The sequence below is a fragment of the Leptolyngbya sp. Heron Island J genome (genome assembly GCF_000482245.1).
GTDB lineage: Bacteria > Cyanobacteriota > Cyanobacteriia > Phormidesmidales > Phormidesmidaceae > Leptothoe.
Map to the genome: position 1 here is coordinate 140,743 of NZ_AWNH01000112.1, position 13,144 is coordinate 153,886.

Annotated in this window: 10 protein-coding genes; 5 read left to right on the forward strand and 5 right to left on the reverse strand. The window is 50.3% G+C overall.

Going from position 1 to position 13,144, the window contains the following annotated elements; translation table 11 throughout:
- Positions 1–54: 54 nt before the first annotated feature.
- The 4 genes from N836_RS69380 to N836_RS69395 form a co-directional block, all read right to left on the reverse strand.
- Positions 55–696 carry a TVP38/TMEM64 family protein gene (locus N836_RS69380; RefSeq protein WP_023076480.1) on the reverse strand — a complete coding sequence of 214 codons (642 nt, stop codon included), beginning with the start codon at positions 694–696 and terminating at the stop codon, positions 55–57.
- A 64-nt stretch (positions 697–760) separates the two neighbouring features.
- Entirely contained in the window at positions 761–1,351 is a 591-nt protein-coding gene (locus tag N836_RS69385) for a Crp/Fnr family transcriptional regulator (protein ID WP_023076481.1), read from the reverse strand.
- Positions 1,352–1,543: 192 nt separating this feature from the next.
- Positions 1,544–4,501 (reverse strand): MFS transporter, encoded by a 2,958-nt coding sequence (locus N836_RS69390; protein ID WP_023076482.1) that lies wholly within the window; start codon positions 4,499–4,501, stop codon positions 1,544–1,546.
- Between the two features lie 156 nt (positions 4,502–4,657).
- Positions 4,658–5,878 (reverse strand): hypothetical protein, encoded by a 1,221-nt coding sequence (locus N836_RS69395; RefSeq protein ID WP_023076483.1) that lies wholly within the window; start codon positions 5,876–5,878, stop codon positions 4,658–4,660.
- Between the two features lie 290 nt (positions 5,879–6,168).
- Between N836_RS69395 and ilvN the strand changes: the two genes are divergently transcribed.
- A complete protein-coding gene (ilvN, locus tag N836_RS69400; RefSeq protein WP_023076484.1) occupies positions 6,169–6,705 on the forward strand; it encodes an acetolactate synthase small subunit in 537 nt (178 codons plus the stop codon).
- 18 nt (positions 6,706–6,723) lie between these two features.
- On the opposite strand, the gene N836_RS69405 is transcribed toward ilvN, so the two are convergent.
- Positions 6,724–7,938, reverse strand: coding sequence for a lipid-A-disaccharide synthase-related protein (locus N836_RS69405; protein ID WP_023076485.1), 1,215 nt, complete (start codon positions 7,936–7,938; stop codon positions 6,724–6,726).
- Positions 7,939–8,060: 122 nt separating this feature from the next.
- Between N836_RS69405 and N836_RS69410 the strand changes: the two genes are divergently transcribed.
- The 4 genes from N836_RS69410 (at position 8,061) to N836_RS77775 (ending at position 13,140) form a co-directional block, all read left to right on the forward strand.
- Positions 8,061–8,270: a hypothetical protein gene (locus N836_RS69410; RefSeq protein ID WP_023076486.1), complete on the forward strand. Its 210-nt coding sequence runs from the start codon at positions 8,061–8,063 to the stop codon at positions 8,268–8,270.
- A 394-nt stretch (positions 8,271–8,664) separates the two neighbouring features.
- Positions 8,665–9,759 carry an amino acid ABC transporter substrate-binding protein gene (locus N836_RS69415; RefSeq protein WP_023076487.1) on the forward strand — a complete coding sequence of 365 codons (1,095 nt, stop codon included), beginning with the start codon at positions 8,665–8,667 and terminating at the stop codon, positions 9,757–9,759.
- 328 nt (positions 9,760–10,087) lie between these two features.
- The gene (locus N836_RS69420) at positions 10,088–11,536 is read left to right on the forward strand and encodes an amino acid ABC transporter permease (protein ID WP_023076488.1); all 1,449 of its coding nucleotides are present in this window, start codon (positions 10,088–10,090) and stop codon (positions 11,534–11,536) included.
- A 5-nt stretch (positions 11,537–11,541) separates the two neighbouring features.
- The gene (locus tag N836_RS77775) at positions 11,542–13,140 is read left to right on the forward strand and encodes an ABC transporter permease subunit (RefSeq protein WP_023076489.1); all 1,599 of its coding nucleotides are present in this window, start codon (positions 11,542–11,544) and stop codon (positions 13,138–13,140) included.
- Positions 13,141–13,144: the final 4 nt, after the last annotated feature.

A 13,144-nucleotide genomic window follows, 5' to 3' on the forward strand; every position in this document is an offset into this window, starting at 1 on the left:
GGGTGTCTCATGGGGAAATATCTCCTTTAGACCCCATGTCTTTGGGGCTATTGGTTAAGCAATAGGTTGTTTGCGCTGGAGGAAACCTGTTAACAACGCCAGGGCAAAAGCTCCTAACATTGCAAATGCTAGGAGCAGTTTGCCACCAGCGAGTAGACCGGCTCCCAAGGCGACGATCGGTGGATTGGAGATGAGTATGCTGAGTGCAAGCGCTGGTATAAAACACAGCCAGGATGCCTGGGTGAGACCAATGGCGTAAGCAACAAAATCAAAAAAGCCTGTCATTAAAAAGGCAGTCATCAAGAAAAAGTTGCGTTCTAGATGTTTTTGACTGAGGGTGTCAACGCGGGTAATAAATTTCTCACCGACTAACCGTTTAACAAAGCTACGTCCAAACTGTCGTGACAGAAAAAAGCTGAGACTACAGGAGCACAGGTCGGCAATACAAATAACCAGCAGTCCCTGGGAGAATCCGAGTAGTCCCCCCGCAAGTATGGAGTAGGCGGTGCCGGGTAGGGCAGGGATAATGACGCTGGTGAAGCGTAGAAAAAATAAGACTAGTGGTGCCCAAACCCCCAGGTTTTCAACGTTGGCGTGAAGCTGGCTGATCCCGTAGCGCTGAATGACCCAGATAATTAGAATGGTTGCGATCGCAATCCCTACCAAGCGTAGCCACTTACCATATTTAGAATTCATGCTTCAACGCCTGACTCTCAAGTTTCTATCGTAATTTGGTACAGCAAATTAACCCATAACCCCATCAATAGGGCCACGGGCTTTCATAACGAGTGATTGTTTCCTGAGGCTTGGAAGAGCGCCGTCCTGCTACACGAGCGCTTGTAGCAGGACGACTCGTCTGAGTGCTGGGCAATTCTTGCAAAGCATCCTGCAAGATCGGTGAGACTTTTGTGGTCTGGTTGCTAGGCTGTCGATTACGCTCTTTATTAATTTCACGAATGCGGCGCGACAGCAATTTAATAATATTGACCGCGATGCCAGGGGTTTCATCAATGGCCTCATACAGCTGCTGCTGAGTCAGGACCAGACAATCACAGGCGCTGATGGTGGTGACCGAAGCTGACCGGGGTTCGGCATCAAACAAGGACATCTCACCAAAACAGGTTCCCTTATCCAGAGTCGTCAGGTCTTGCGATCGCAAATGTACCCTGACTTGTCCCGATACCACGATATAGAGTGAGTTTCCCTCTTCCCCCTCCCGAAAAATCCGATGGTTTGCCGGAAACGATAGCTCATCCATAATCGACGCTAGCCGCACCAAAAAGTCGTCCCGCAGCTCTGTAAAGATGGGAACAGCCCGTACGAACAATAAACGATCAACGCTGGTGAGCATAGTGAGCCTGGTTTAGAGCAATAGTAATCGTCATTCATTCACCACACAGTGCCAGAGGCCCCCTGGAAACAGCCCCTATCATCTGGTTATGGCAGTTTACCCCCCTGCTGAAGCCGATGCAATCTTCCTCAGTACATCCACAGAGGAAATTACTAAATCTATATCAAACATACCCACCCTGGGGCGATTGCTTTATTTCGCTATCACATGCTTAGCCATCATTCTGTCTACCTGAGCTGCCACCAGGGGATCGGGATCTTTTTCCATACCAGATAAGACCCGTCCTAAAATCCGTGGTGAGGCCATATCCAGGTAGCTTAAAACAGCCTCTCGTACAAATCCCACTGGGTGACGTAGGGATGCCATCACATGGTCACCTTTGATGCCCCAATGTTCAGTACGGGCGACATGAAAGCAGCAGGCTAATGCCCAATCTGATAGAAAATGTCTGAGCTCAATTAGACAACCTAAGCGTTGTTGCGGAGGCATGGGTTGATAAGCAATCAACGGCTTTAGCGCCGTGAGAATAGCCGCCTCGCTGGGCTGATCAAATAAGGTCAGAATCGCTCGTTTAGCTGGGATATCTAAAGTGTTGTCTAAAATCTCTAATCCCCTAGCTCGACTCGCAGCTGAGCCACCTAAACTCAGTTCCGCCGCTTGAATGGTAGACGACGGATAGAGAAATCGCATCAGCAACAGTATCCGGGCCATGGCGTCGGTTTTCATATCTTGTATAGCTCGACGCAGCCAATCAAAGACTTCCCCTGGAGCCTTATCGGGTGAGCAATCAATCAGACCGCTGTAGAGCTGACCAATGAACTTTAATTCCTGGTTGAGCAGGGTTTCCACGCCCTGGCGACCCAGGCTATCAAGGGCCAGGTCAATGTCGGATGAACGACGCAGATTTTGTTCATCTGAGAGTTTTAATAAGATGCGTAAGATCCAACGACGGGGAGTGCCCCAGGCTGTCATCAGGTTAGCCGCCATCAAATTCAAGGCATTGAGGGTGCCGATGCGGCCCATCACTGTCCAGCACTGGTGCCGTAGGGTATCAGGCTGATAGGGATCGTTCGCCAGTTTAGTCAGCCTGGGCAGGGCATCGTCCCCCAGATTTACCAGGGCCTGCATGGCTGCTTCGCGGGTGGACTTATAGGTGAGGGCCTTGAGTAAGGATGGATAGTGTTCTTCTAACTGGGTAGCTGCGATCGCGCCTAACATTGACCGCCGTACCCTTAGCGAATCGTCCTGCAACAGCTTTGGCACATGCAGCCGTAACCCCTGCATATACTCAGCTTCACCGAGCGCACGACAGCCCATCACCCGTTCTCTTTCTTCCCGATGGGTAAGCATCTGCCGCAAAATATACGTCGCCCGTGCCCGTTCTTCAAGGCTGCCATGTTTGAGCATGATCGAGGCTGCAGTGCCCCGCACCACTGGATCAACACTACGTTTGAGATAAGGTTTGAGCTTGCTCACATCTGCATTTTCCTGGGTACGCCAGACATAGCGCAGTGCCAAGGCCAAAATTGACGGCTCTTGGGCTGGAAAAATTAGGGCATCCACATAGTCGGTAAAGGTGGAGTCTGTATAGACCAGCATGGTTTCCAAACTTTGCTGCTGCAAACTGGGGGAGAGTTCACTCAACATTGGTGCGAGCACTTCACTAATGCTGCGGGGCTCAATTTGGGTCAATAGCTCGATTAGGGAGCGTTTGTCGGCTTCGGGACCGGGTTTATCTAAAGCCTCAATAATGGCCTGCTTTAACACCCGTAAACTGGCATCGGAAAAGCTTAACAGCCCCCGCTCAGCTGTTAGTACCAGCAGGTTGAGGTATTGCGATCGCAACAAAAAGATACTCCCCAACCACAGCAAAGACAGCCCCAGGGTGATTACCAAAAAGATGCTGTTCTTGGGTATCCAGCTAATGCGATCCGCCAAAGCCATAATCAGCAAAATGCCCACACCGACTACGCCAATTGCCAGGGATTCTGCTACGCCTACCAGGGACTGTACCCTGGCCCGGCGCTGGGCCGGCACCGGCTGAAATAAGACCGGGCGGGCACTAGCAACAACGGTATAGCGCAGCCATTCATCAATAAACTTAAGGACGACCAGCCCGATAAACAACCCATTTACATTCATCAAAGCAGGCACCAGACTGACCCCCAGACAGAGGCTGCTTAAGACCCCCAAAAGAGAGGGCAACAGACCGGCTGTAACAAATAATCCCAAGCGCTCAATCAGACGACTGGAGGTAAATAGCTGGGTGATGAGCTCTATCAATCCCAATACCCCGGTAAAGATGCCGAGGAACCTAGCCATGTCGTCAACGCTAAAATTCCGAATTGTCAGCTGATGGAGATATTGGTATTCCACCAGGTACAGCAACATCTGGGCAATGATAAAGAAGCTTAGTAACAGCAACACGTAGCGCCGAATCAGCTTACGCAGCCGTCTGGCGGAAAAGTTGGCATTGGAAACTTCAACCGTACGTCGCTTTGAATCGGGAAAAGCATGTTCGTAGGTGCTGCTGATATAAAACAACACTCCCGTGGCCACCAACATGATGCCCAGCACCAGGTAGATAACATTTTGAACATCTAAAAAACTAAGCAGGGCAAATAAGGTAAACCCGCTCAGGACATCAGCCACCAGGTTACCGCTGCTCACCAACGGGAAGGTGCGTTTAAGTTCACGGATGTTAAATAGCTGGTTGGCTAGTACCGACAAATTCAGTTCATTCAGGTTGGTAATCGCCTCCATCCACAGCCGCATGGCAAAAATCGTTAGCGGTGCCCATAGGGCCACACTCAGCCCAATCCGAAACAGAAAAATAGGCAGGGTCATCAGCAAAGCAATGAGCACAATCACCTGACGCAGCGGCATCAGCCGCTGAAGCCAGGAATAAATGCTGCCCAAACTCACACCCACTAGGGCAGTAAATAGATAAATTAGCGGTAGTCTGTCTGCGCCATACTGATTGAGAAACAACGCGGCTGAACTCACCTCAAGCCACATGATGCCCATGGACATGAGGGTATAAAAAACAAACAGTAACAGCGTTCGATGACCTTCACCTGTACGCAGGTTAAGTACCTTGAAGATATTTTGGACCCAGGGAGCCTGAGTGTAGGAAGGGGTTGACTGCATGGGCAAATAGGGCCGCTAACATTAAGCCGCTGACGATCATGCCAAAGACGCTACCGGATTATCTGCTAATCGGCAATAGTCAATCGGCGCAACTAACGTGCCTAGTTTGCCCATGGGGCGTGCTAGTTAAAAAACTGGTTTAGAGTAGCGCTTGGTTTAGCGATAGTGGGAGCCATCGATGCTGCCGTTGGGGTTTAAGGCGCTGGCCGGTAGCTGGGGCTGATCAACCGGGGGTAACCATTGGGGTAATGCTTGCAGATGGTCGTGGGTGGGGTTGATCAGTTGGGTCTCAATGGCAGACACGTCTTCGTAGCTAAGCGAGAGTTCACTCTGGAGGTGGCGCAACCACTTTTTTAATGACGTTCCCAGGGGAGTTTCTAGCTCCAGGGCTGCGGTGAGGGCATGGCGGTAGCGATCGCAATTCTGCTGATGGTCCGCATAGGGAGCCAGCACCTCGGCTTCAATTACCTGACTTTCGTGGGGAGTAATACCCAACTGAAACCGCAAAAAATCTAAGACATTACGCTCATGGGGCAGAATCTGGCCCCGATGGCGATGGGCATAGTTCTCAACGGTGCGACGATATTCGCGCGCGGGGGAGTAGGGCGGCACCCGTAGCAGGAGATCTGCCTCCGAATTGTCAGTGTGTTGCCCAAAGCGAGCAATCGGAAAAATGTCTCGATCCGTTGCAGCCAATGCTTGAGCCATGTAAGCCTGCAGGTCATTCACCGAAATTTCCCCATCGGCATCAATGTCGGCTAGCCCGGTCGTTAGTCCTTCAATCAAACATTGGGTATAAAGTGACAGCTCCACGTCGGTCATGGGCCAGGGCTGGGTGTGACTGCCCAGGGCGGTAAACAGGGCGCAGTTACAGTCCGCCAGCTGGGCCACCGCCAGGCGATTTTTGGGCTCCGCTTCCATAGTCATGTCTGCTGCTATGGGTGCCCTGTCCAACTGTGGCAATGCTCCCCACATGCAGTCTAGAACCATGACTCGACTCAGCCCCTGTTGGATGGAAGGCAGCGCCTGGCGAATATAGTCACTGGAAATAGCGGTAGTGGTAATGGCATCCAGACGTGTGTCGTTTGCAGGCAGATAAAATGTCCCAGTCCGAGCATCAATCACACCGCAGCCAGTGTAATAAATCAGACATAGCTCATGGTGACGACACCGATAGGTCGTCAGGGCAATGGCATGGCGCATTTGCCGCAGGTTGGGGTTGATTAGAGTGGTGACTTGATCCTCACGCAGGGCATCGACTTCAGTCAGTAGAGCATGTTTGAGGGCGGCAATGTTTGCGATCGCAGGTGATTGCTCAGCATAAGCCTCGGCCAGTTCCCCCACACTCACCCCAATTAACAATATGTGCTTGCCCATGGCTCTGTGCTGCTTCCCAAAGGAGTGGATGAACGCTTTAGTAATCTGTTATTAGTTGTTTAACTGCTTGTATAAAAAATTCTTCGCCCAGGCTAACTTTCGGGATGGTATTGGTGAGTCCTCCCGCTTCTGGTCGTAAATGGTTTAGATTGCCTCAGTAGGGTATGGATGTCGGCTCAAATAAAGCACCTGCCAACGACTTCGATTGGCAGTCAGGGTTCTATGCAAATAGTTATGGCAGAGGCCAGTTTTCTAGATAGAATAATGGGCCATCCATCACTGTTCCTCCCATGAAACATACCCTTTCTGTTTTGGTAGAAGACGAAGCAGGTGTCCTTTCTCGAATTGCTGGATTGTTTGCCCGTCGTGGCTTTAACATCGAGAGCTTGGCCGTTGGTCCGGCTGAGCAGACGGGGGTTTCTCGGATCACGATGGTGGTGCCTGGTGATGACAGCGTGATTGAACAGTTGACCAAACAGCTTTACAAGCTAATCAACGTACTAAAGGTCAATGACATCACTGAGAAACCCTGTGTTGAGCGTGAGCTGATGTTGCTTAAAGTTAATGCCAACAGCAACACCCGGTCAGAGATCATTAACTTTGCCCAAATTTTCCGAGCCCGAGTGGTAGATGTTTCCGATGATTCGCTCACCATCGAAGTGGTGGGCGATCCCGGAAAAATGGTGGCGATTGTTCAGGTCTTAGACCGCTTTGGAGTGCGTGAAATTGCTCGCACTGGCAAAATTGCCCTCACCCGTGAATCGGGGGTGAATACCGAGTATTTGAAGGCAAAAGCCCCAGCCAGTATCGTACTCGGTCAGGTTTAATTTTCTTCACAACTCAACTCAACCCTGGGCTAACAGCGTTTTGGCCAAAATTTTAGCAATGCGCTGTCCGGCCCCCGGCGGTCCCATGCGATACAGTCCATTTTTATAAATGGTTGCCTGACGTTCGGGGTCATTCATCAGGGTGGTCAGGGCCTGATAAATCTGATGGGGCTGATGTACCAGCGTTACCGATGGGCCAAGATGCCGGGCCTGGGCCTGGGCAAAACTGACGGTGAATTGGGGGCCGTTGCCCGGTAGACTCAACACGGGTTTACCCAAGCCCACAAACTGCTCAGTGGCAGTTCCGGCGGTTGCGATCGCAACACTAGCTCGATGCGCATACTCCGCAAACGAGCCCTGATCAATGAGCAACCGATGCCCCTGTTTTTGATACTGCTGCTGTCCCTCTGCCTTCACCTGCCAGCCGTAGCGGCTTAATTCCGTTGTGAGTTTTTCCAGCTCTAGCCCCGGAGCCGCCGCCGTCAGAAACGTGACCAGTGTATGGCTATGGTCAACAATGTCATCAGCCCCCTGCAACAGCCTGTGCCAGTTTTCATAGGCTTCTGGCGCGCGCGACCCTGGCAATAGAAGCACCGTCAACGCTTGTGGCTTTAACAGGTGGCTGGTGGGGATCGAAAACCCATCCATCATCGGGTTACCCGCATCATAGGCATCCACGGACCAGCGCCGCAGTCGGTGCGTTGTTATGCCATCACGGGGAAACACACAGACGCTGCGTTTCATTAACCAGCGTTCCCAAGGCATATAAACACAGGTCCGCTGAAAATCCACCACGTCCAACAGGGTGGATCGTTCAAAGCATTGACCCTGTTCGTCCCGCACATAGTATTCAGATTTAGCCGTCCCCACAAATCCATAGGCACGACGGCTTAACCAGCCAAACAATAAGGGCACAATATCCCCTACCGCCAGGACCACATCGTCTGCCCCTAACCATTGCTTCATCGCCTGTAGCTGAGCAATAGTCAGCTGTAGCAGTCCCCCCTGCAAATCACGCGCCAGCTGCTGACCATCCATGTAGATAAATCCACCGGACGGCATTTGCTTGGTCGGTCCAATAATCTCAATACCCAGTTTTTGGTACTGTCGCCCCTCACCCACAATCGGTAAAGCCGCCATTTGCAAAGTTGGCAATATGCCTTGGAGGGCCTGCAAAACTTTGATGGCAATCAAATCCTCACCATGGCCATTGCTGATACAAAGCAGTCTCATTACAGGAACCTACTCTGACTCAAGCAATTGCATCCTTGAGAAAACTTGTCAAAAATAAACATCTACTTCGGCACGTAGTAGGGATAATAGAAATGAGAATGTTAAAATAATATTAAAATTACATGTCTCCTTTTCTGCTTCGTCAACTGTGGTCCGTGATTGAGGCTGCCCATAGCAGCCACATCCTCAGCCTAGACGATCAGGGACTTGCTAGCTGGGTAGTCGAGCAACTGTGTTATCAGTCTCCGTTAGATACAGTTGAACTCACTCAGGTTAATCGCTACATTCGCACCAAACTCCCTTTAATTCGGGACATTGCCCAAAGCAAATAACGTCAGCTTGCGGGTTGATCGAGTCAATGTCCAGAAATCTACTGTTGACAATCTGTCTCAAGTACCGTCTTTAATGATTTCAATCGAGTCAGTAGTATTAGTCAAGCGCGTCTTAAAATTTACCTAAGCTGCAAGGTGGTATTCTCTGATACAAAGGGCAGCTATCTCAGCAAAATCAATTCCTAGGAGCCACATATTCTTGCCATAATTGCCGCGTATTATACGTATTAATTCCTGGCAGACGATAACATATCGTCTTAGAATGCATAAAAATTTCAGCCTAGGATATCCAGCTGTGGTTTGAACCGTCGTTTGACGGTCTAACCGTAGGGTGTGTTCTTGGTTTTACAGCTGAGCTGTCTTGATCTATCTCAATGGAGTGTGTGAGGTAACTATGGCAAAAAGGGGTCTTTCATTAGCAGCGTTTCTGGCTGTTGCTCTGCCACTGGCTGCGTGCGGTGGTGCTCAAGATGCGGTTGATACGGCTACTGATGCTGCTGGTGATGCGGTTGATACAGTTACCAGCGCTGTTAGCGGGGGTGGTCGTTTAGAAACCGTTCTTAGTCGCGGCACCCTAAACTGCGGTGTTGACGGTGGTATTCCTGGATTTAGCTTTGTTGACGAGAGTGGTACCTACTCTGGTCTTGATGTAGATGTCTGTAGAGCGGTAGCAGCAGCGTTATTTGACGATCCTGACGCAGTTGAGTATCGCCGGTTAGACTCCACTGAGCGATTTGAGGCCCTCAAGGGTGGCGAGGTGGATATGCTTTCCCGTAACACCACGTGGACCATTAGCCGTGACACCTCTGTTGGTATGGAGTTTGCTCCAACCACGTTCTACGATGGCCAGGGTATGCTGGTGCGGGCTGATAGCGGAGTTGAGACCTTAGAGGATATGGAAGGTCTATCCATCTGTGTTGAGACTGGTACAACAACTGAGTTGAACTTGACTGACCAGTTCCGTCAGCGCGGCGTTAGCTTTGAGCCCGTTGTCTTCCAGGATGCAGATGCTGGTTATGCAGCTTATGACGAAGGTCGTTGCGAAGGCTTTACCTCTGATAAATCTCAGCTAATTGCTCGCCGCAGCACCCTAAGCGAGCCCGAAGCCCATGTGCTTCTGGACGTCACCATGTCTAAGGAGCCCTTGGGACCGGTTACCATCAACAACGACTCTGCCTGGTTTGATACTGTTAAGTGGGTAACCTACGGTCTAATTCAGGCTGAAGAGTTTGGGCTCACTGCAGAGAACGTTGAAGAGGCTGTCAACAGTGAAGATCCCAATGTCCTACGCTTTGTTGGTGCTGAGGGCACGCTAGGCACGGATATGGGGCTGCCCAATGACTTTATGCTACGTGCCATTAAGCACGTGGGTAACTATGGCGAGGTGTTTGAGCGCAACCTGGGTAAAGAGTCTCAGTTTGAACTCGATCGCGGTCAGAATGCGCTTTGGACCGATGGTGGTTTGATGTACGCACCTCCTTTCCGCTAAAGCTAACTGTGCTTAAAAATATCCATTGTTGATGGTGTTGATTGACGTACACCATTGACTGATTTGAAGGGACCTATCAGGTCCCTTTTTTTCAATGAAATGGGTTTGACGTGGGTTCACGGTAGCCCATCGTACTGCGGCGCTGAGAGAATTACATTACGTTTACTAACAGTTTCTACAGCCTGGACTAAAAAGGCTAGAATCTCCGATCGTCATCCTTCTATGATAATTAGACTAATCTGTCTATGTTTTTTCTAGCAGGACTCTACGTTTACGCTTAAATGTGGTTCAAATCTGCTGGTGTTAAGCTTCTAAATCTTCCTGTGTTATGGCCAGTCGAAGTAACAGTCCGATTTCTGGTATTCAATCCCTGCTGCGGGACGAGCGCTTTTGGAAAATCGCTTTCCAGGGGCTGATTCTGTTGTTCGTAGTCAATTTGCTCTGGCATTTCTCAGCTACGCTCAATGACAATATGCTGAACAGAGGGACTCAGTTTGGCTTTGGTTTCCTCGGGAATCCAGCTGGTTTTGCCATTGGTGAAAGCCTGTTAGATTATCGGGCTCAAGATGCTTATAGCAAGGCGATTCAGGCAGGCATCGTCAATTCCCTGCGAGTGATGATCGTAGGGGTGATCCTGGCCACTAGCGTGGGGATTACAGCCGGGGTGGCCAGTTTCTCGGATAATTGGCTGCTGTATAAGCTGAGTCGCGCCTATGTGGGGCTGGTACGTAACGTCCCGCTTTTGCTACAGTTATTTTTCTGGTATTTGGCCGTTTTCTTTAGCTTTCCTGCACCCAGGAGCCCGTTTGTCTTTCCCAACAGCGACGCTAGCTGGTTGATTCTAAGTAAGAAGGGCATTTATCTCCCAGGGCCTTCCTTTACGCCGGCCACATGGAACGGGCTGATCTTGTTAGCAGTGTCGCTATTGTTGATTGGGTTGTTTATTCGCTCCATTAATGTCATTCGAAGTGGCCAATATCGGGGTGGTCTGGGGGCACTGCTGAATTATGGGGTGAGCATTGCCTTGATTCCTGTGCTATTGATTGCTGAGTTTTTCTTACTCTTTAATTGGAGTACAGAGGCAGGAATTTACTTTAAAGGGGCCTTGCCGGCTCTGATTTCCAACCCTCAGGGATTGTGGGTAATTGTGCTGTTGGTATTGCTGTTGCCACTCGTGTTGCTAAGCCGCTGGCGGACGCAGCTGATTGTGGAACAGGGGCAGTCTGGTAAGCCGCAGCTGCTTGCGATCGCAGCCCTCATCCTATTCGGCATCCTTATTGTTCTATTTGCTCTAGGTTGGGAAGCCCCCGTTGCCGGTATGAACGATGAAGGTGCTTTTACCGGTGGTGTTACTGGTGGCCTCAGACTCTCATTAGAATATGCTGCCATTGTGACCGGCCTGACCTTTTACACCGGAGCCTTTATTGCAGAAATTGTGCGAGCAGGGATTCAATCTGTTTCTCAGGGACAGTGGGAAGCCGCCCGCTCTTTAGGGCTATCTTCGGGATTGGCCATGCGCATGGTGGTATTCCCCCAGGCACTGCGAGTGATTATTCCACCACTCAACAGTGAATTTATGAACCTGGCTAAAAACTCCAGTTTAGCCTTGGCCATCGGCTATCCCGATCTGTACTCAATTGCCAACACCACCTTTAACCAGACCGGTCGACCTGTGGAAGTATTTCTACTGATGATGGCCACTTACTTAGTCATCAACCTCTTGATTTCAGTGAACATGAACCAACTCAACAGTGCTGTGCAGTTTAAGGAGCGGTAGAGGCGATGACAACAACATCTCCCCAGTCACCTTTAGTAGTCGAGGAGTCAAGCCCGCCACCTATCGCCCAGGCTGGGCCTGTTGCCTGGTTACGTAAACATCTATTTAACACTTGGTACAACGCCCTGCTAACAGTTGTCCTGGGCAGTATCTTATTAGCCGCCGTTTGGGGTATGCTCAACTGGGCATTTCGCCTGGCTGAGTGGGCCGTCGTGCCCAATAACTTAGCCCTATTTATGTCAGGGCTCTATCCATCGGAGCGATACTACCGCATTTGGACCATCTTAGGGGTCAATGTAGCCATGGGTGGAATCACCTGGGGGCTGCTGGTCCGCAATCAGGCAACGCTATTTGGTCGCAATGTCCTGATCACAGTAGCGGCCCTCTGTGCCGGAGCCATTATCTTTCCCCTAACCCGCGCGTCATCGCCGGTTTTGATTGGCCTCTTAGCGTTAGTTCTAGCCTGTGCCTGGGTGGGCAAACTCTTAGGAAAGCGCCAGCTTCAGCTTAGCCAATTTTTGTCGGCAGGTTGGTTTTTAGTCTATGCCATTTCGCTATTGATTCTGGCTGGCGGCGATCTGCGCAACAGTCTGATCTTCTTAGTAGCGGCCCTGGCGCTGAGCATCTGGCTGGCATCCGTCGTTCTAAAGTTGTTAGCCAACTTCTCAGTTGTCGATACCGTCAGTCATAACTTCTTCGGAATCTGGTTAATGCGGGTTCTATGGTTTGCTGGCAGTATTGCTCTGTTCTTACCGATTTTTGGCTTTCTAAATATTCCACTGTTTCTCAAAGTCTTCACCTACATCGTCTACATTGCCTTTGTATCTCTGTTGGTGCCGATTTTGGCAGAACGTCGGACGCTAACTACGTTTGTGCTGGTGGCAGTTGCGTTTGGCCTCACCTTTTTTGTCCTCACCGTTATCCCTGACACAGTCGGCGGCTTTTTTGGACTGCCGCCCATTGGCACTAACAACTGGGGAGGTCTAACTCTGACGCTGTTTCTGGCCATTACCGGTATCGCTCTATGCTTTCCGATTGGTGTATTGATGGCCCTGGGTCGCCGCAGCAATTTACCGATTATCAAGGGATTATCAGTAGCCTATATCGAACTGATTCGCGGGGTACCCCTGATTTCCATTTTGTTTATGGGTCAGGTAATGATTCCGTTGTTTTTACCTGAAGGTGTCCGCCCCGATAACATTGTTCGAGCTATTGTCGGTCTGACCCTATTTAGTTCAGCCTATTTGGCAGAGAATGTCCGCGCCGGGTTACAGGCCATTCCCCGTGGTCAGTTTGAAGCAGCGGCATCCTTGGGGCTTAATAATCCGCTGACCCTGGCTCTGATTGTGCTACCCCAGGCCCTAAAAACTGCAATTCCGGCAATTGTAGGCCAGTTTATCAGTCTCTTCCAGGACACGACATTATTAGGAATTGTCGGTCTAGTTGAGCTATTAGGAATCAGCAATAGTATTTTGGCCAACCCTAATTATTTAGGCGATTATGCTGAAGCGTATCTCTTTATTGCCCTACTCTATTGGTTCTTCTGCTACGCCATGTCCCTGGGCAGTCGCCGGATTGAGCAAGCCTTAAATACGGAACGGTAGTGAT